18 protein-coding genes are annotated in these 19,295 nt (G+C 70.3%); 12 read left to right on the top strand and 6 right to left on the bottom strand.

Translation table 11 applies throughout. From position 1 onward, the window contains the following. Positions 1-14: 14 nt before the first annotated feature. From MTDSW087_RS00150 to MTDSW087_RS00140, 3 genes are read right to left on the bottom strand one after another with little or no spacing between them, the layout of a single operon-like run. Complete coding sequence (locus MTDSW087_RS00150) at positions 15-1,211, bottom strand: acyl-CoA dehydrogenase family protein (RefSeq protein ID WP_144758467.1); 1,197 nt, start codon at positions 1,209-1,211, stop codon at positions 15-17. A gap of 2 nt (positions 1,212-1,213) precedes the next feature. Next, on the bottom strand, positions 1,214-2,398 hold the full coding sequence (locus MTDSW087_RS00145) for an acetyl-CoA C-acyltransferase (RefSeq protein WP_144758464.1): 1,185 nt from the start codon (positions 2,396-2,398) through the stop codon (positions 1,214-1,216). After that, the gene (locus MTDSW087_RS00140; protein WP_144758461.1) at positions 2,395-4,110 is read right to left on the bottom strand and encodes an AMP-binding protein; all 1,716 of its coding nucleotides are present in this window, start codon (positions 4,108-4,110) and stop codon (positions 2,395-2,397) included. Before MTDSW087_RS00140 ends, MTDSW087_RS00145 begins: the two co-directional genes overlap by 4 nt. A 167-nt stretch (positions 4,111-4,277) precedes the next feature. Here MTDSW087_RS00140 and MTDSW087_RS00135 point away from each other — a divergent pair, with 167 nt between their 5' ends. From MTDSW087_RS00135 to MTDSW087_RS00095, 9 genes are all read left to right on the top strand, one after another. Then, positions 4,278-5,468, top strand: coding sequence for a CaiB/BaiF CoA transferase family protein (locus tag MTDSW087_RS00135; RefSeq protein WP_144758458.1), 1,191 nt, complete (start codon positions 4,278-4,280; stop codon positions 5,466-5,468). 30 nt (positions 5,469-5,498) lie between these two features. Further along, the gene (locus MTDSW087_RS00130) at positions 5,499-7,589 is read left to right on the top strand and encodes a 3-hydroxyacyl-CoA dehydrogenase NAD-binding domain-containing protein (RefSeq protein WP_144758455.1); all 2,091 of its coding nucleotides are present in this window, start codon (positions 5,499-5,501) and stop codon (positions 7,587-7,589) included. A gap of 175 nt (positions 7,590-7,764) precedes the next feature. Next, entirely contained in the window at positions 7,765-8,439 is a 675-nt protein-coding gene (locus MTDSW087_RS00125) for a trna delta -isopentenylpyrophosphate transferase (protein WP_144758452.1), read from the top strand. 114 nt (positions 8,440-8,553) lie between these two features. Continuing rightward, entirely contained in the window at positions 8,554-8,850 is a 297-nt protein-coding gene (locus MTDSW087_RS00120; RefSeq protein WP_144758449.1) for a hypothetical protein, read from the top strand. Between the two features lie 137 nt (positions 8,851-8,987). Continuing rightward, complete coding sequence (gyrA, locus tag MTDSW087_RS00115; protein WP_144758446.1) at positions 8,988-11,714, top strand: DNA gyrase subunit A; 2,727 nt, start codon at positions 8,988-8,990, stop codon at positions 11,712-11,714. A 237-nt stretch (positions 11,715-11,951) separates the two neighbouring features. Beyond that, complete coding sequence (coaD, locus tag MTDSW087_RS00110; protein ID WP_144758443.1) at positions 11,952-12,455, top strand: pantetheine-phosphate adenylyltransferase; 504 nt, start codon at positions 11,952-11,954, stop codon at positions 12,453-12,455. Between the two features lie 54 nt (positions 12,456-12,509). Continuing rightward, on the top strand, positions 12,510-13,058 hold the full coding sequence (locus MTDSW087_RS00105; RefSeq protein WP_144758440.1) for a peptidylprolyl isomerase: 549 nt from the start codon (positions 12,510-12,512) through the stop codon (positions 13,056-13,058). Positions 13,059-13,099: 41 nt separating this feature from the next. Beyond that, positions 13,100-13,519 (top strand): hypothetical protein, encoded by a 420-nt coding sequence (locus MTDSW087_RS00100; RefSeq protein ID WP_144758438.1) that lies wholly within the window; start codon positions 13,100-13,102, stop codon positions 13,517-13,519. A gap of 93 nt (positions 13,520-13,612) precedes the next feature. Continuing rightward, complete coding sequence (locus tag MTDSW087_RS00095) at positions 13,613-14,071, top strand: peptidylprolyl isomerase (RefSeq protein ID WP_144758435.1); 459 nt, start codon at positions 13,613-13,615, stop codon at positions 14,069-14,071. 141 nt (positions 14,072-14,212) lie between these two features. Here the strand turns inward: MTDSW087_RS00095 and MTDSW087_RS00090 are convergent, their stop codons facing one another. Beyond that, entirely contained in the window at positions 14,213-14,959 is a 747-nt protein-coding gene (locus MTDSW087_RS00090; protein WP_144758432.1) for a phosphodiester glycosidase family protein, read from the bottom strand. Between the two features lie 226 nt (positions 14,960-15,185). Here MTDSW087_RS00090 and MTDSW087_RS00085 point away from each other — a divergent pair, with 226 nt between their 5' ends. Beyond that, positions 15,186-15,677 carry a hypothetical protein gene (locus tag MTDSW087_RS00085; protein WP_144758428.1) on the top strand — a complete coding sequence of 164 codons (492 nt, stop codon included), beginning with the start codon at positions 15,186-15,188 and terminating at the stop codon, positions 15,675-15,677. A gap of 41 nt (positions 15,678-15,718) precedes the next feature. Here the strand turns inward: MTDSW087_RS00085 and MTDSW087_RS00080 are convergent, their stop codons facing one another. Then, positions 15,719-16,135, bottom strand: a complete 417-nt coding sequence (locus MTDSW087_RS00080; RefSeq protein WP_144758425.1) for a DUF4174 domain-containing protein — start codon at positions 16,133-16,135, stop codon at positions 15,719-15,721. Positions 16,136-16,258: 123 nt separating this feature from the next. On the opposite strand from MTDSW087_RS00080, the gene MTDSW087_RS00075 reads away from it, so the two are divergent. Continuing rightward, a complete protein-coding gene (locus MTDSW087_RS00075) occupies positions 16,259-17,272 on the top strand; it encodes an NADP-dependent oxidoreductase (protein WP_144758423.1) in 1,014 nt (337 codons plus the stop codon). A gap of 203 nt (positions 17,273-17,475) precedes the next feature. After that, a complete protein-coding gene (gene ssb / locus MTDSW087_RS00070) occupies positions 17,476-18,033 on the top strand; it encodes a single-stranded DNA-binding protein (protein WP_144758420.1) in 558 nt (185 codons plus the stop codon). Between the two features lie 124 nt (positions 18,034-18,157). Here ssb and MTDSW087_RS00065 read toward each other — a convergent pair whose 3' ends face one another. Next, complete coding sequence (locus MTDSW087_RS00065) at positions 18,158-18,652, bottom strand: hypothetical protein (RefSeq protein ID WP_144758417.1); 495 nt, start codon at positions 18,650-18,652, stop codon at positions 18,158-18,160. Between the last annotated feature and the right edge of the window lie 643 nt (positions 18,653-19,295).

The raw sequence follows: 19,295 nt of genomic DNA, 5'->3' as shown, positions 1-19,295 counted from the left end.
AAGAGAGTTGCGCTTCACAACCCCAGCACGCCCTTGGCGATGACGTTGTGCTGGATCTCGTTCGAGCCGCCGTAGATCGAGACCTTGCGGTTGTTGAAGTAGCTCGGCGCCGCGGCATCGACCCAGTCGAACCCGCCGGGCAGGTCGTTGGCCCCGGCGCCCCGCTCGGGCGCGGCCAGGGCGAAGGGGCCGGCGAGCTCGACCAGAAGCTCGGTCGCCGCCTGCTGGAGCTGCGAGCCGCGGATCTTGAGGAGCGACGAGGCGGGGTCGGGCTGCGTCGAGTCGGCCCGGCCCTGCCTGGCCGCGACCCGCATCTGCGTGATCTCCAGCGCCTTCAGCTCGATCTCGACCTCGGCGATGCGGGTGCGGAAGGCCGGATCGTCCCACATGGTGCCGTCGCCCGCCGGCATCTCCTTCGCGAGCCGCTTGATCCGGGCGATGCGCTCCTTGGTCAGGCCGATCCGGGCGATGCCGGTGCGCTCGTTGGCGAGCAGGAACTTGGCGTAGTCCCAGCCCCGGTTCTCCTCGCCGACCAGGTTCTCGACCGGCACGCGCACGGAATCGAAGAACACCTCGTTGACCTCGTGCCGGCCCTCGAGCGTCAGGATCGGCCGCACGGTGACGCCGGGGCTCGTCATGTCGATGAGCAGGAAGGAGATGCCGCGCTGCTTCTTGGCCTCCGGATCGGTGCGCACGAGGCAGAAGATCCAGTCGGCATGCTGGCCGAGCGTCGTCCAAGTCTTCTGGCCGTCCACCACGTAATGGTCCCCGTCGCGCACGGCCCGGGTCTTCAGCGAGGCGAGGTCGGAGCCGGCACCGGGCTCGGAGAAGCCCTGGCACCACCAATCGTCGAGATTGGCGGCGCGGCGCAGGAAGCGCTCCTTCTGGGCGTCGCTGCCGAAGGTCGCGAGCACGGGGCCGAACATGTAGCAGTTGAACTGCTGCGGCAGCGGCACGGCGGCCTGCAGCAATTCCTCCGTGTAGATGTAGCGCTGGATCGGGGTCCAATCCTGGCCGCCCCATTCCCGCGGCCAGTGCGGCACCGCCCAGCCCTTGGCGTTGAGGATGCGCTGGGAGGCGACGATGTCGTCCTTGGTGAGGCCGCGCCCCTCCGAGACCTTGCGCCGGATCTCGGCCGGGATCTCGCTGCGGCAGAAGCTGCGCACCGCGTCGCGGAAGGCGACCTCCTCGGGGGTGAAGCGCAGGTCCATGCTCAGGCTCCGATCTCGAAGAGGCCGGCGCAGCCCTGGCCGCCGGCGACGCACATGGTGACGACGGCGTAGCGCGCGCCGCGGCGGCGGCCCTCGATCAGGGCGTGGCCGACGAGGCGGGCGCCCGACATGCCGAAGGGATGGCCGAGGCTGATCGCCCCGCCATTGACGTTGACCCGGTCGGGATCGATCCCGAGCCGGTCGCGGCAATAGATCGATTGCGAGGCGAAGGCCTCGTTCAGCTCCCACAGGTCGATGTCGCCGACCGTGAGGCCGTGCCGCTCCAGGAGCCGCGGCACGGCGAAGACCGGGCCGATGCCCATCTCGTCCGGCGCGCAGCCGGCCGAGGCGAAGCCGCGGACGGTGCCGAGGGGGGCGAGGTTGCGGCGCGCGGCCTCCTCGGCCGACATCACCACGCAGGCCGAAGCCCCATCCGAGAGCTGGCTCGCATTGCCCGCGGTGATGAAGGCGCCCTCGCCACGCACCGGCTTCAGCTTGGCGAGGCCCTCCAGGGTGGTGTCGGGCCGGTTTCCCTCGTCCTTGGCGAGCCGCGTCTCCAGGGTGCGCGTCTCGCCGGTCACCTTGTCGGTCACCGCCATCATGGCGGTGACCGGCACGATCTCGTCGTCGAAGCGGCCCGCTTCCTGCGCCGCCGCCGTGCGCTGCTGGCTGGCGAGGGCGAAGGCATCCTGGGCCTCCCGGGAGATGCCGTAGCGCTCGGCCACGATGTCGGCGGTCTCGATCATCGGCATGTAGATCGCGGGCAGGTGCTGCGTCAGCCAGTCGTTGCGGGTCAGCTCGCGCTGCACGCGGGGCTGCACGAGGCTGATCGATTCGAGGCCGCCGGCCACCGCCACCGGCACGCCGTCCAGCACCACGCGCCGGGCGGCGCTGGCGATCGCCTCCAGGCCCGAGGCGCAGAAGCGCGAGACGGTGACGCCGGCCGATTGCACGGGCAGGCCCGCGACGAGGCTCGCATGGCGCGCCACGTTGCCGCCGGTGGCGTTCTCCGGATAGCCGCAGCCGAGCACGACCTCCTCGACCTCGGCCGGGTCGAGCCGCGCCCGCTCCACGGCGGCCCGGATCGCGTGCGCCCCGAGATCGGCGCCGCCGGTGAGGTTGAGCGCGCCGCGGAACGCCCGGCCGATCGGCGTGCGGGCGGTGGAGACGATGACGGCCTCGGTCATATCGGATCCTGTCCGGTCTTCGCTGATGACGTGTGGGCTTCCTTGGCCGCTTCCTCGGCGACGAGCACGCTGGCGAGCAGCTTGCCGGCCGGGCTGCGCGGCAGCGCGTCCCGGAATTCCAGGGCGCGCGGAATCTCGTGGCGTCCGATCCGGCTGCCGAGGAAGTCCTGCAAGGCTTCGAGGGTGAAGGGTTCGGCTCTCGTCTTCAGGGTGACGAAGGCCTTGGCGGCCTGGCCGCGATAGGCGTCGGGGATGCCGATGACGATGACCTCGGCCACGTCCGGATGCTCGTAGATCGCGCTCTCGATCTGCACCGGATAGACGTTGAAGCCGCCGGAGATGATCATGTTCTTGCGCCGGTCGACGATCTCGAACACGCCGCGCGCGTCCACCCGGCCGAGATCGCCCGTCAGGAACCAGCCGTCGCGGAAGGCGGCCTGCGATTCCTCCGGCTTCTCGAAATAGCCGGCGAAGACGTTGGGCCCGCGGATGGCGATCTCCCCGGTCTCGCCCGTGGGGACCGCGCGGCCGGGATCGTCGAGGGAGACGATCCGCATGGCCACCCCCGGCAGCGGGATGCCGATCACGCCGGGGCGCAGGTCCGCGCTCTTCGGCAGGCGGGTGCCGGCGGGCGCCGTCTCGGTCATGCCCCAGCCGACGGAGAGGCGCACGCCCATCAGCCGGGTCAGACGGTTCATCACCTCGAAGGCGAGGGGCGCGCCCCCGCTCATGCAGGAGCGCAACGAGGAGAAGTCGATCCGCTCGATGCCCGGCCGGTTGAGGAGCGCGATCCACATGGTCGGCACGCCGGGGAAGGCGGTGGCGCGGCGGACCGCGATGTCCTCCACGATCTCGGCCGGATCGAAGCGCTGCCGCAGCAGGATCGTGTTGCCGGCCCGCGTGCAGCGCAGGAGCACCGTGGTCAGCGCGTAGATATGGAACAGCGGCAGCACGCAGATCACCCGCGTCGAGACCGCGTCGTCGTCGCCGTCGTCGCACCACAGGCGGTACATCGAGGCCGCCGCCGTGAGGTTGGCATGGGTCAGCATCGCGGCCTTCGGCAGGCCGGTGGTGCCGCCGGTGAATTGCAGCAGCATCACGTCGTCGGGGGCGCGTGCCGGCCAGGTCTCCGGCGGGTCCGCTTCGAGACCGGATAGGGGGACCACGTCGGGCCGCGCCGGGACCGGCAGCGGCTCGGCGATGGGGGAGGGGCCCCATTCGGCATCGTCGCCGACATAGACCCGGTCGATCTGGCCCCCGTCGAGGAGGCTCAGGGCGACGGGCAGGAAGCCTGGCAGGTTCGTGGTGACGAGGGCCCGCGCCCGCGTGGTCGCGAGCTTGTGGACGAGCTCGCGCGGCGCATCGAGGCCCGAGAGGTGGACCACGGTGAGCCCGGCCCGGGCCGCGGCGAAGAAGGCCAGCGGATGGAAGGGCGTGTTCGGGAGGTGCAGGCCGATCACCGTGCCGGGCGCGAACCCCGCCGCGACCAGACCGGCGGCGAGCCGCTCCACCCGCGCGGCGAATTCGGGGAAGCCGATCTGCCGGCCGCGGAAGTCGAGGAGCGGACCGCGCGCCCGGGCGAGTCCGCGCGCCAGCAGCTCGGGGATGGTGATGCGCTCGATGTCGCCATCCCAGCGGCAGGAATCCGGGAAATGCCGCTGCCAGAGGGGTTGCGAATCCGGGCCCGCCGCGTCGTCGCGCGCTGCATCCATCGCTCGGCCAGCCTCCCTTGCGGCCTCGGAGCGCGACCTCGTACGGGCCGCTATCTCCGGCTTCGAAAATTCGATATGTGCTCGGCCAAACGCCTGTCAACGGACCATACCGCAGTTTCGAAAAGGCGGTCTCGGCCGTGTCACGGACGATGTCGGGAGAGGAAGCGATGACGGCGCCAGCCGGGACCGACCTGCCGCTCGAAGGGGTGCGCGTGCTCGACCTGTCGCGGGTGCTCGCCGGCCCCTGGTGCGCGCAGGTGCTGGGCGATCTCGGCGCCGAGGTGATCAAGGTCGAGCATCCCGAGCGCGGCGACGACACCCGCGACTGGGGCGTGCCGACGGGGGAGGGCGGCACCACCTATTTCGACAGCGTGAACCGCAACAAGCGCTCCCTCGGGCTCGACCTCGCCAGCGAGGAGGGCGCGGCCATCGCGCGGGAGCTGGCCGCCCGCTCCGACGTGCTGGTGCAGAACTTCAAGCGAGGCGGGGCCGACCGGCTCGGCCTCGGCTACGACCGGCTCTCGGCGGAGAATCCGCGTCTGATCTACTGCTCGGTGGCGGGCTATGTCGGCGATGGGCCAGAGGCCGAGCGGCCGGGCTACGACCTCGTGGTGCAGGGCGAATCCGGCCTGATGGCCATAAACGGCCGCGCCGAGGACCCGCCGCTGAAGTTCGGCGTCGCCGCCGTCGACCTCTTCACCGGGCAATATGCGGCCCAAGCCGTGCTCGCCGCCCTCTATGCCCGCGCACGTACGGGGCGGGGCCGCCACGTGGAGATGGCGCTCTACGATTCCGGGCTGAGCCTCACCTCCTATGTCGGGCTCGGCGCGCTGGCGCTCGGGCACGACCCGGCCCGCGTCGGCAACGCGCATCCGGCCATCGTGCCCTACGGCGTCTTCGAGGCGGCGGACGGGCCCCTCGTCATCACCGTCGGCAACAACGCGCAGTACCGCCGGTTCTGCGCGGTGATCGGCCGGCCGGAGCTTGCCGAGAACCCGGACTACGCGACCAATCTCGGCCGCTCGCGCCTGCGCGACACGCTCGGGCCCCTGATCGAGGCGGAGCTGGCGCGGCGACCGCGCGCGCAGCTCATCGCCGACCTCCAGGCGGCCGGCATTCCCTGCGGCGAGGTGGCGGGCCTGCACGAGGCCCTGCGCTCGCCGCGGACGGCGGAGGCCGGCATGCTCCATGACGGACCGGCCCCGGTGCTCGCGCCGCCCTATCGCCTCGACGGCGCCCGCCCGCCGGTGCGCCGCACGCCGCCGCGCCTCGGCGCCGACACGGCCGAGATCCTGGCCGGGATGGGTTTCGACGGGGTGCGGGTCGCGCAACTGCGCGAGCGGGGCGTGGTGGCCTGATCCCCCCTTCACCAGCCGAGAGGAGATGGCATGAGCGACAGGACCGAGATGCGCCGCGAGGGCCGGGTGGCCGTGATCACCCTGGCGAACCCGCCGGTGAACGCGCTGGGCTCGGCCCTGCGCGAGAGCCTGGCGGCGCGCATCGCGGAGGCCGGCGCCGACCCCGCAATCCTGGCCATCGTGCTCACCGGCTCCGGCAAGCTGTTCTGCGGCGGCGCCGACATCACCGAGTTCGGCCGGCCGCCGCAGGGCATCGACCTGAACGGCCTCAACGCCGCGGTGGAGGGCTCGGGGAAGCCCGTGATCGCCGCGATCCACGGGCAGGCGCTCGGCGGCGGCACGGAGCTCGCGCTCTCCTGCCATCACCGCGTGGCGACGCCCAGGGCCAAGATCGGCCTGCCCGAGGTGAAGCTCGGCATCGTGCCGGGCGCCGGCGGCACGCAGCGCTTGCCGCGGGTGGTGGGCCCGCGGAAGGCCCTGGAGATCATCACCTCGGGCAACCCGGTCGGGGCCGAGGCCGCGCGCGAGATGGGGCTCGTGGACGCGCTGACCTCGGAGGACAACCTCGTCGCCGACGCGGTCGCCTTCGCCGAGCGCCTGATCGCCGAGGGCCGGCCGTCGCCGCGGATCCGCGACCGCGACGACCGGCTCGCCGAGGGCCGGGACGATCCGGGCCTGTTCGACGCCTTTCGGGCCGAGAACGCCCGGAAGTTCCGCGGCTTCGAGGCGCCGGAGGCCTGCATCGCCTGCATCCGGGCGGCCTGCACCATGCCCTTCGACCAGGGGCTCGCCTTCGAGCGCGAGACCTTCCTGCGCCTCGTCGCCGGCGCGCAGTCGATCGCGCAGCGCCACGTCTTCTTCGCCGAGCGCGAGGCCGCCAAGATCCCCGGCCTCGCCGCCGACCTGCCGCTCTTGGCCGTCACCCGCGTCGGCATCATCGGCGCCGGCACGATGGGCGGCGGCATCGCCATGAACTTCCTCAATGCGGGGATCCCCGTGCGGATCGTCGAGGCGCGGGCCGAGGCGCTGGAGCGCGGCCTCGCGACTATCCGCCGCAACTACGAGAGCACCGCCCGCAAGGGCCGCATCAGCGCCGCCGACGTCGAGACGCGGATGGGCCTGCTCGAGCCGGGGCTCGACTTCGAGGCGCTGGCCGATTGCGACCTCGTCATCGAGGCGGCCTTCGAGAATCTCGACCTGAAGACCGAGATCTTCGCCCGCCTCGACCGCATCGCGAAGGCGGACGCGATCCTCGCCTCGAACACGAGCTATCTCGACATCGACGCCATCGCCGCCGCGACCGCCCGGCCCGAGCGGGTGCTCGGCATGCACTTCTTCTCGCCGGCCAACGTGATGCGGCTCCTCGAAGTGGTGCGCGGCGCGCGGACCGCGCCGGCCGTCGTCGCCACCGCGATGGCGCTCGGGCGGCGCATCGGCAAGATCGCGGTGCTGGCGGGCGTCTGCCACGGCTTCATCGGCAACCGGATCCTGGCCCAGCGCCAGGCCCAGGCGAACCGGCTGGTGCTGGAGGGCGCGACGCCCAGCCAGGTCGACCGCGTCGTCACCGATCTCGGCCTGCCGATGGGCCCCTTCGCGATGATCGACCTCGCCGGGCTCGATCTCGGCTGGTCGCGCGAGACCTCGAAGGGCGAGACCGTGCGCGAGATCCTGTGCGAGCGCGACCGCCGCGGCCAGAAGACCGCCAAGGGCTTCTACGATTACGACGAGTCCCGGAAGGCCACGCCTTCTCCGGAAGTCGAGGCGGTGATCCGCGCGGTCGCGGCGCGCCAGGGCGTGACCCAGCGGGAGATCGCGGACCGGGAGATCCTGGAGCGCTGCCTCTACCCGATGGTCAACGAGGGCGCGAAGATCCTGGCGGAGGGCAAGGCGCTACGCGCCTCCGACATCGATATTGTCTGGATCAACGGCTACGGCTGGCCGGTCTATAGTGGCGGCCCGATGCACTGGGCGGACGGGATCGGGCTCTCGACCATCGTCGAGCGCCTGCGCGCCCTCGAGGCCGAGCACGGGCCGGACTTCAAGCCGGCCGCCCTGCTGGAGACGCTCGCCGCCGAGGGCGGCAGCTTCTCAGGGTTCGACAAGGCGCGACGCCGGAGCTGATGCGATTCGCCCTCCCCCTTTGTGGGGGAGGGAGAGCGCCGTGCGCGAAATCCGCGTCGAAATTCCTGCGCCCGGCACCCTTGCGAGCCTGTGGAAAACTCCGCATATAGATGAGAACAAAACACGAACGAACGGCCAAGCTCGCGGGCTTGGGCCCGAGCGCGAGGTGCAGCTCATGCGGACCGCCGACAAGCAGATCGCCGACACCCTCATCCGCTACGGCGAGCCCTTCGCGGGCAATGTCTGGCGGGTCCAGGGCACGGCGGTGATCTACCACAAGACCCTGGAGCGCATCGCCGCGCAGGCCGGCATCCGCTTCGAGCCGCCGACCATCATCCGCTCGGAGCGCGACGAGGCGGTGCTGCTCGTCACCGGCCACCTGCCCGGCGCCAAGCCCGGCATGGAGCGGGTCGAGTGGTCGATCGGCGAGGCCCTGGTGAACGTGAACTACCGCGTCTCGGGCAAGCAGGCGGCCTATGTCTACGCCATGGCCGAGAAGCGGGCGAAGGACCGCGTCATCCTCAAGCTGATCGAGCTGCACGGCCTCGTCTACTCGGAGGAGGAGGCCGACGAGTTCCGCGGCGGGCGCCTCGCCGAGGTCCAGGCGGTGAGCGAGGATTTCGACGCGCCGCCCTTCGACGAGGTGACGGAGGCCGAGGCCGACCTGAAGCGGGCGATCGACGCCGCCGAATCGATCAACGCCGTCACCGACCTGATGCTCACGGGCGAGACCCAAGCGATCCTGGCCGGCATACCCCAGGGCACCCGCGACGAGGTGCGCGACTACGCCAAGGCGCGCCTCGTGGCGCTCGGCTGGCCCGGAACAAAGGGCCGCCGCCGGGCCGCCTAGGCCAATGCTCCACACCGCGACCTCGTCCCGAGGTGCCGGAGCGCAGCGGAGGCCTCGCAGGAGGCCTCCAGTCACCGCGCGGCCCCTCGGCCGCACCATCCGAAGGAGCCTTCGATGCGCCGCACGACCGACCGCCGTCAGGAGACCTACGCGATCGAGACGCTGAGCTACAGCCCGACCCGGCTGGTCCGGCTCGGCCGCCGCAAGGTGGCGATGCTGTTCCAGCCCGCCGAGCCCGGCGCGCCCTGGCAGCTCTACCCCCATCCGGACGCCTTCCCCGGGCTGTCCTTCGAGGGCCTGCCGGCGCCGCTGCGCCCGGAATTCATGAGCTTTCCCGACCTCGCCGCGGTGGAGGATTTCCTCGGTCTCGGAAAGGCTTCGAAACCCGCGCCGATGGCGCTCGCGGCCTGAACCGGAGCCTTGCGCGGGAGCGTCGTGATCATTAATTAACCACTTGATATCACGTATCTTCCCGCGCGCTCGGACGGGCGCGACGCGATCCCGAGGGGTGCCGCCCAGCGCGCGCCCCGCGTTCTGGACAGGTAGCCTTGGCCGAGACAAACGATCCGGGGGCCGGCGCGCCGCCGCCCGCCACCGACATCCGCCCCGTCTCCATCACCGACGAGATGCGCCGCTCCTACCTCGATTACGCGATGAGCGTGATCGTGAGCCGCGCGCTTCCGGACGCGCGCGACGGCCTGAAGCCGGTGCATCGGCGCATCCTCTACTCGGCCTTCGAATCCGGGCACCTGCCGGAGCGCAAATACGTCAAGTCGGCGCGCATCGTCGGCGACGTGATCGGTCTCTACCATCCGCACGGCGACCAATCGATCTACGACGCCCTGGTGCGGATGGCGCAGGACTTCTCCATGCGCCTGATGCTCATCGACGGGCAGGGCAATTTCGGCTCGGTGGACGGCGATCCGCCTGCCGCCATGCGCTACACCGAATCGCGCCTCGCCAAGCCCGCGACCGCGCTTCTCGCGGACATCGACAAGAACACCGTCGATTTCGGGCCGAACTACGACGAGTCGCGCGAGGAGCCGAGCGTCCTGCCGGCGCGCTTCCCGAACCTCCTCGTCAACGGGGCGGGCGGCATCGCGGTGGGCATGGCCACCAACATCCCGCCGCACAATCTCGGCGAGCTGATCGACGCCTGCATGGCGCTCCTCGACGATCCGGGCCTGACGATCGAGCAGCTGATCGAGATCGTGCCCGGCCCCGACTTCCCGACGGGCGGCCTCATCCTCGGCCGCGCCGGCACCCGGCTGGCCTACAATACGGGCCGCGGCTCGATCATCATGCGCGCCCGATCGCATGTGGAGGAGCTGCGCAAGGAGCGCGAGGCGCTGATCTTCACCGAGATCCCGTTCCAGGTGAACAAGGCGACGCTCATCGAGAAGATCGCCGAGCTGGTGAAGGACAAGCGCGTCGAGGGCATCTCGGACCTGCGCGACGAATCCGACCGCTCGGGCATGCGCATCGTGGTCGAGATCAAGCGCGACGCGATGGCCGACGTCGTGCTGAACCAGCTCTACCGCTACACGCCGCTGCAGAGTTCCTTCGGCTGCAACATGGTGGCGCTGAACGGCGGCCGCCCCGAGCTGATGAACCTGAAGGACCTGCTCCAGGCCTTCAACGACTTCCGCGAGGAGGTCGTCTCCCGGCGCACCAAGTTCCTCCTGAACAAGGCCCGCGAGCGCGCCCACGTCCTGTGCGGCCTCGCCATCGCGGTGGCCAATATCGACGAGGTCATCCGCCTGATCCGGACCTCGCCGGACCCGAACACCGCCCGCGAGGCGCTGATGAGCCGCGATTGGCCGGCCCACGACATCGCGCCGCTCATCGCGCTGGTGGACGACCCGCGCCACCGCGTCGCCGAGGACGGCACCTACCGCCTCTCCGAGATCCAGGCCCGCGCCATCCTCGACCTGCGCCTGCAGCGCCTCACCGCCCTCGGCCGCGACGAGGTCGGCGACGAGCTGAAGACGCTGGCCGACGAGATCGCCGACTATCTCGACATCCTGCGCTCGCGCGTCCGCATCCAGGGCATCGTGAAGCACGAGCTCGCCGAGGTGCGCGCGCAGTTCGCCACACCCCGCAAGACCGAGATCGTCGACTACGATTCGAGCGTCGAGGACGAGGACCTGATCGCCCGCGAGGACATGGTGGTCACCGTGTCCCATGCCGGCTACGTCAAGCGCGTGCCGCTCTCGACCTACCGGTCGCAGCGCCGCGGCGGCAAGGGCCGCTCCGGCATGACGACGCGCGACGAGGATTTCGTCACCCGGCTGTTCGTGGCCAGCACCCACACGCCGGTGCTGTTCTTCTCCGACCAGGGCCAGGCCTACAAGGAGAAGGTCTGGCGCCTGCCCATCGCCGCGCCGAACGCCCGCGGCAAGGCGCTGGTGAACATCCTCCAGCTCCAGCAACAGGGCGAGCGCATCACCACGATCATGCCGCTGCCGGAGGACGAGGCCTCCTGGGAGACGCTCGACGTGATGTTCGCCACCGCGAGCGGCAACGTCCGGCGCAACAAGCTGTCCGACTTCGTGCAGGTGAACCGCAACGGCAAGATCGCGATGAAGCTCGATCCGGGCGACCACATCGTCCATGTCGAGATCTGCCGGCCGGACCAGAACGTGCTGCTGACGACGGCCCTCGGCCAGTGCATCCGCTTCCCCGTGGAGGATGTGCGCGTCTTCAAGGGCCGCGACTCGACGGGCGTGCGCGGGATCAATCTCGGGAAGGACGACCGGGTCATTTCCATGGCGATCCTCAATCATGTCGAGGCCTCGCCTGAGGAGCGGGTGTCTTTCCTCAAGATGCAGCGCGCCGTCATCGGCGACACCTCACCCGAGAACGGCGATGCCGACGCCGAGGAAGCTGGCACCGAAGCGGCACCGCTTTCGCAGGAGCGCTACGCGCAACTCGGAGGCGCCCAGCAATTCGTCCTCACCTTGTCGGAAAACGGCTTCGGCAAGCGCTCCTCGGCCTACGAGTACCGGACCTCGAACCGTGGCGGGAAGGGCATCACGGCGATGCGGGTGAACGCCCGCAACGGCAACCTCGTGGCCTCCTTCCCCGTCGAGTCCGCCGACCAGATCATGCTGGTCACCAATGGCGGCCAGCTCATCCGCGTGCCGGTGGACGACATCCGCATCGTCGGCCGCGCCTCGCAGGGCGTGACGGTGTTCAACACCGACAAGGCCGAGAAGGTCGTCTCGGTGGAGCATATCGAGGGCGAGGAGGACGGCGGGGAGGAGGCGGCCTGAGGCCGCCTCCGGGCGACGACAGGATCCGCGACGATCGGCGATGGGCCTCTCCTCCCCATTGCGGGGAGGAGCCGGAGGTGGGGGTGGTGCAGAAGGCACCGTTTCGCCCGATCCTGAGCCACCCCCACCCCTGACCCCTCCTCGCAAGGGGGAGGGAACCCGCGCCTGACCCGCAACCGTACCGCCCGCCAAGGCGCAGGTTCCGTTTCCCATCAAAACGCGCTAGGTCCGGCCGCGATGAACCGCACAGCGCTCTATGCCGGCTCCTTCGATCCGGTCACGAACGGCCATCTCGACGTGGTGCGACAAGCCTGTCGCCTGGTCTCGCACCTCGTCATCGCCATCGGCGTGCATCCCGGCAAGACGCCGCTCTTCGGCGCCGACGAGCGCGCGGAGCTCCTGCGCGAGACCTGCACCCCGCTGGCCCAGGCCGAGGGAACGACGCTCGAGATCGCGACCTTCGACGACCTCGCCGTCTCGGCGGCGCGGCGCTTCGGCGCCACCCTGTTCATCCGGGGCCTGCGCGACGGCACCGATCTCGACTACGAGATGCAGCTCGCAGGAATGAACGGGGCGATGGCCCCCGAGGTGCAGACCGTGTTCCTGCCGGCCTCGATCCATGTCCGCCCGATCACCGCGACCCTCGTCCGCCAGATCGCCGCGATGGGCGGTGACGTCGCGCCCTTCGTGCCCGCAGCGGTGGCCGAACGCCTCGCCGCACGCTTCCAGGCCAAGCCCTGACTTCGCGAACCCCCGGTCCCGCGACCGATTTCCTCGACTGAACGGAGACGCCACATGAACCGACGCCACGCCGTCCTCGGGCTCGCGCTCGCCGCCTCGCTCGCGCTCGCCCCCGCGGCCAAAGCCGCCGGGCCGGACACCGTCTATCTCGACACCAAGGACGGGCGCGTCACCATCGAGCTGCGCTCCGACCTCGCGCCCAAGCACGTGAAGCAGCTCAAGACCCTGATCAACCAGGGCTTCTACAACGGCCTGAAGTTCCATCGCGTCATCGACGGCTTCATGGCCCAGACCGGCGACCCGAAGGGCAACGGCACCGGCGGCTCGAAGCTGCCCGACATCCCGGCCGAGTTCTCGCAGGCCCCGTTCCTGCGCGGCACGGTCGGCATGGCGCGCTCGGGGAATCCGAACTCGGCGAACTCGCAGTTCTTCATCTGCCTCGGCCCGGCGAGCTTCCTCGACGGCCAGTACACCGTGGTCGGCGTCGTCACCGACGGCATGAACGTGATCGACAAGGTCAAGAAGGGCTCCAAGAGCGACAACGGCGCGGTCCAGGATCCCGACAAGATCGTGAAGATGCAGATGGCCGAGAAGGCCAACTGAGCGCCCGGCACACCCTCGCGGCGCTGGCCGGCCTCTGCGCCCTGGCGCCGGCCGAGGCGCGCGCCTCCTATTATGGGGCGCCCGGCCCACCGCTCTCCCTGCCGCAGACCCTGAGCGGCACGGTCGCGGTGCCGCTGGCCGAGAGGCCCGCGGAGGCCGCCGACACGCTGGCCGCGCTCTACCCGGCTCTGGCCGCCTGCTGGCAGCCGCCCGAGGGCGCGGGCGACGCAGGCGTCGAGGTCACGGCACGGTTCTCGCTCCGGCGGGACGGCAGCCTGATCGCGGCGCCCCGCATCGTCTTCACCGCGGGCGTCTCGGGCGAGGGCCGGCGCCGCCTCGCCCGGGCGACGCTCGCCGCGCTGCGGGCCTGCACCCCGGCGCGGATCACGCCGGATCTCGGGCGCGCCATCGCCGGCCGGCCGATCGCGCTGCGCCTCGTCCAGCGGCGGCGTGCCCCGTGAGGGGACCGGATTTGCCGCCGGCGCGTCCGGCGGGTACGCCCTGCGTCACGCACGCGTGACCCATCAAGCTTTCACCAACCAGGAGTGACTGACATGGCTGACACCGAGACCGTCGTGCTCGAGACCACCAAGGGCCGCGTGGTGATCGCGCTGCGCCCCGACCTCGCGCCGAACCACGTCGAGCGCATCAAGACGCTCGCGGGCCAGGGCTTCTACGACGGCGTGCCCTTCCACCGGGTGATCGACGGCTTCATGGCCCAGACCGGCGACCCGACCGGCACCGGCTCGGGCGGCTCCGACCTGCCCGACCTCAACGCCGAGTTCAACGCCGAGCCGCATGTGCGCGGCACCTGCTCGATGGCCCGCACGAACTTCCCGCACTCGGCCAACTCGCAGTTCTTCATCTGCTTCGACGACGCGCGCTTCCTCGACCGCCAGTACACGGTCTGGGGCAAGGTCATCGAGGGCATGGACATCGTCGACACGATCAACAAGGGCGAGCCGCCGCGCTCGCCGGACAAGATCGTCAAGGCGACCGTCGGCGCGGCCTGACGCATCGGGCGCCGCCCGGCGGGACCGGGCGGCGTCCCAGGAGAGCGCTCTCCGCCGAAGCGGAAGCCGGTTCGGCGTAAGAGAGCACGTGAAAACAAGGGGCTGGAGCCGTACTCCGTCGCAACGCGATGGGGTACGGCTCTACCGCGACACCGCGCCCACCAGCGGCCCGAGCGGGCGGCTGAGGTCGTTCCGGCTCAGGTTCGGCGCGTAGAGGCTCGACACGCTGCCGTCGAGGAACAGCGCGTTGCGGCAGTGCAGGTCGTCCCGGAACAGGCGCGCGAAGGCGCCGAAGGTCACCGGGCGCTCCGAGATCGCGAACACCGCCGTGCGGCCGTCCTCGCGCACGCCGACGCCGTTGCGGATCTTCTGCGAGGGGCCGTCCGCCGAGATCTTCGGGTGGATCTGCCCGTCGATCACCAGCATCGGCCCGGATTGCGTGGCGAAATCCGGCTTCACCTTGGCCTTGAGGTAATGCGCCGTGTCGAGCACCCCGGCGCGCTCGCCCTTCACGTAGAACACGCCGTTGGGCTTGAGGTGGAAGTTGCCCGGCCCATTCGTGGTCGAGACGGGCTTCAGCTCGCGCCCCTCCTCGACATAGAGCCCCACCGGGGCCTGCCCCTTGTCGTACATGCCGGCATTCATGGCGAAGGTCAGCCGCGCGCCCTGCTTCTCGGCGAGGCTGCCGAGGGAGGCGTAGGGCAGGCCGTCCGGCCCGAGCCAGAACATGCGCACCCGCTGGCGCCGCAGGTCCAGGGTGCAGACCGTGAAGCTCTCGCCCTGGGCCTGGACCGTCGCGCAGGGGCCGTCGGCCGGCGCCGCGGCGGCGGGGCCCGCCAGCAGCAGGGCGGTGGCGGCGAGGAGGGCGCGCAAAGCCGTCGTCGTCATGGATCCTGAACCCGAGGTCCTCTGGAGGGGGGCAGCGCCGAGCGGGGCCGTTCTTCGCGCGAAAGGCAAGGCGCTTTCAAGGCGGGCCGCGCCATGGTCCCAGACTGGGACACGAATCTTTGAGTGCGCCGGACCGATCTGTCGCATGCGCAACCCGAACAAGCGGCACCGGCCGCACGTTGATAGGTTGTTGGGGCATGTTCAGGTTGCTCTGGGAGAGTTTGAGATGAAGCGGGTTCTTCTGGCTTCGACCCTGATCGCCGGCGCGGTCGCGATGCTGCCGGCCACCGCCGACGCGCGCGGCTTCGGCGGCGGCGGCTTCCGGGGCGGCGGTTTCCACGGTGGCGGCTTCGGCGGCGGCGGCTTCCGGGGCGGGGTCGGCGGTGCCGGGTTCCGCGGCGGCTTCGGCGGCTATCGGGGCGCCGGCTTCGGGGGAGGTTGGCGCGGCGGCTATGGCGGCTGGCGCGGCGGCTATTACGGCGGCGGCTGGCGCCGTGGCTACGGCTACGGCCTCGGCGGGCTGGGGCTCGGCGTGGGCCTCGGCCTCGCGGCGGGCGGGCTCTACGGAGGCTACGGCTATCCGGGCTACGGGTACGGCTACGCCCCGGTCGGCTATGGCGGCTACGATTACGGCTATGGCGGCGGCTGCTACACCGTCCCGCGCGTGCGCTGGACGCCCTACGGCTACCGCCGCGTCCTGGTCGAGCGCTGCTACTGACCCGTTCGGGGCCGGCCTTGCGCCGGCCCCGTCCACTCTCCTCAGCGCCGCGACCGCATCTCGTCGCGCCGCATCGGCATGGCGTCGATCGTCGCGAACAGGCGCTCCGGCGGTATCGGCTCCGACGCCGTGATCTTGGCCTCGCCGTCCTTGCCCACGAGGACGGCGCGGAACTCCGCCTCGGGCAGCCCGAGCCGGCGCCGCAGGGCGGCAGCCTCCGCGCCCGGCCCGACCGCATCCACCACGACGAGATCGCGCTCCGAGAAATCCAGCTGCGCCGCGGCCACCGCCTCCCGCTGGGCTTTCAGCCGCGCATCGTCGCCGTCCGGTGCGGCGAGCACCAGAACGCGCGCATGCCAGCGATGGGCGGCGAGCGGGTCCGGCGCCGCATTGCCCGCCGGACCTCCGGCGAGCGCCAGCGCCACGCCCATCCCGAGCGTTCCGAGTCCGATCCGCATCGCGCACCCCCGTTCCGTTCCAGCGCGGTGAACGCGCGAGGCGGCGGGAGGATCGCGCGGGATTTGCCGCAGGGCCCACGCGCGCCAGATTGCGGCGAACGGGAGTGCCGAGAGGAGATGTCCATGGCCGCCATGAACCGCCGCATCGTGCTCGCCGCGCGGCCGCACGGCGAGCCGAGTCCGGCCCATTTCCGGCTGGAGGAATCGCGCGTGCCGGTGCCGAAGGCCGGCGAGGTCCTGCTGCGCACCCGCTGGCTCTCCCTCGACCCCTACATGCGCGGGCGCATGAGCGCGGCGAAATCCTACGCCGCCCCGGTCGCCATCGGCGAGCCGATGACCGGCGGCACGGTGAGCGAGGTGGTGGAATCGGACAATCCCGACTTCGCGGTGGGCGAGCTGGTCTCCGCCTTCGGCGGCTGGCAGGATTACGCGGTCTCCGATGGGCGCGGCCTCCAGCGGATCCCGCCGGGCGTCCCCCCGACCACGGCGCTCGGCATCCTCGGCATGCCGGGCATGACCGCCTATACCGGCCTCCTCACCATCGGCCGCCCCAAGGCCGGCGAGACCGTGGTGGTGGCCGCCGCCGCCGGCCCGGTCGGCTCCCTCGTCGGGCAGATCGCGAAGCTCAAGGGCGCGCGGGCGGTGGGCATCGCGGGCGGCCCCGAGAAGTGCCGCTACCTCACCGAGGAGCTCGGCTTCGACGCGGCTGTCGACCATCGCGGCGACGACCTGCCCCAGGCGCTCGCCGCCGCCTGCCCGGACGGGATCGACGTCTATTTCGAGAATGTCGGCGGCGCGGTCTTCGAGGCGGTGCTGCCGCTCCTCAACGACTTCGCCCGGGTGCCGGTCTGCGGCCTCGTCTCGGCCTACAACGCCACCGAGCTGCCGCCCGGGCCCGACCGAAGCCCCGGCCTGATGCGCATGATCCTGACCAAGCGCCTGCACATGCAGGGCTTCATCGTCTGGGACTTCGCCGACCAGGCCGAGGCCTTCCTGCGCGATGTCGGCCACTGGCTGCGGGAGGGCCGGGTGAAGCACCGGGAGGACATCGTCGAGGGGTTGGAGAAGGCGCCGGAAGCCTTCATCGGCCTGCTCAAGGGGCGCAACTTCGGCAAGCTGATCGTGCACGTCGCCTGAGGGCCGGGGAAATCCCCAGCCCATCGGCGCCGGCCGCTTGCCGGCGATATCGAACAAATATAGAACATTCTCGGGTCCGTCCGGATGTGTTTACCGGGAACAAGCGCGGGCGCGGCGTTGCCGCCCCGGCCGTCCCCGGTCATCACTGCCCGGCCCGGGCTCGAGAACGAACGCCCAGTGAGATCGAACGGTAGGAGAGAGCGATGGCGGGCAGCGTGAACAAGGTGATCCTGGTCGGCAATCTCGGGCGCGACCCCGAGACACGCCGGCTCGGCTCGGGCGACCCGGTGGTGAACCTGCGCCTGGCGACCTCGGAGACCTGGAAGGACAAGTCCAGCGGCGAGCGCAAGGAGCGCACCGAGTGGCACTCGGTGGTGATCTACAACGAGAACCTCGCCCGCGTGGCGGAGCAGTATCTGCGCAAGGGCTCGAAGGTCTATATCGAGGGCTCGCTCCAGACCCGGAAGTGGACCGACAATTCCGGCGTCGAGAAATACACCACCGAGGTGGTGCTGCAGCGCTTCCGCGGCGAGATGACGATCCTCGACGGCCGCGGCGGCGGCGGTGGCGGCGACTTCGCGTCGGACGACGAGGGCGGCGGCCAGATCAGCCGCGGCGGCGATTACGGCGGCGGCGGTGGCGGTGGTGGCCGCGGCGATTTCGGTGGCGGCCGCGCCCAGGGCGGCGAGCGCCGCCCGGCACCGTCCAGCGGTGGCGGCGGCAAGGGCAACTACGACCTCGACGACGACATCCCGTTCTAGGAACCGGCTGTCGGCACACCGACACCCAAGCTCACCGACCGGCGGCCAGGATCCACGCGATCCTGGCCGTTCTCGTTCGGGCCCCTGAACCGGATCCGGTCGATCGCTGCAGATCAGTCCACAATCAACGGTTCGGGTCCCTCCGGATCTGGTCGATATTCTCGTTCTTCAGGTTCACGGCGATGTTCTCGACGTTCATCCGGTCGCCCCGCGACGGATAGTAATAGGTATATCGGGGCCGTGTAGCCGGGCCCCTGTCCTGCTGGGCGCGCTGCCGTTTGGCGTATTCTTCGCCGCTCAGATCGGTGAAGGGCTGGCCATCGGACCCGCAGCCCTCGCAGACCGAGACCAGCCACGATTGCCAGAGCCCGTTCGTCTTCTCCTCCATCGAGGCCGCCCGCTCGCGATGCGCGGAAGCGAGGGCGAAGGTATTCAGGTCTCTCTGCGCCGCAGGCTTCGGCAGGGCCTGAAGCCGGTCGAGCGCTTCGGAATGGACGCTCACGGTGGGACTCGGCAGCTTGGTCGTGCCCTGTGGCGCGGTTTCCTTGGCCTCATCCTCCTGGGCCAGTACGCCGCCAGGAAGAGTGCTGAGCAAGACAATGGACAACAGGCGTCGCATGGCAACCTCTGCTCCTGACGCCCCCGACGACAAATGATCAGAAGACAAAATGTTCCGGATATTGATCTTTTGATTGAATTGATAGGTCGATAGATCCAAAGTCGCAGATCTTTGGTCTTATCCGGAAGCCGTGAAGGCCATTTCGACGTCGTGTTTCGCCGATGCGCCGATGACACCGCGTCCGGTTGATCGGACCGGACGCGGTCTCAGCAAGCCCGTGTGGCGCTTGAGCGAAGGCGACATCCGCCATCCCGAAGGGATCACCCGGAGGTCGCATGAGACCGCTTTCTCCCATCCATCCCTCATGCCGAGGCAAGCGGAACGGCGGCACGCCCCCGCGCGAACAGCCGGACCCGAGCGTCTGCGGGGTGCCGCCTACCCGCCCAGCGATCAGGCCCTAGCTACGGCGGCGACCGGGGCTCCGAGGGCGCCCGCCGATGACAGAGGGAAGAGGCCGATGGAGTTCCTGCACACAATATTGTGATAGCGAAATTTGCAGACCTTGCAATCTCAATTTGCTCCATTTCGAGCATTAACGATCCAAATCAGCTCATCCGATCGCATGAGATGGCTTAGTTTTTGCTTTCTACTTGCCGCACACCGCTCGATCTCCGTAGAAAATCCGACTTGAGCTGATAAAAGC

Origin of the sequence: Methylobacterium dankookense, from assembly GCF_902141855.1 — a bacterium.
Lineage (GTDB): Bacteria > Pseudomonadota > Alphaproteobacteria > Rhizobiales > Beijerinckiaceae > Methylobacterium > Methylobacterium dankookense.
The sequence above is the reverse complement of the archived record's forward strand: the minus strand, read 5'-3'. Positions and strand labels throughout refer to the sequence as shown.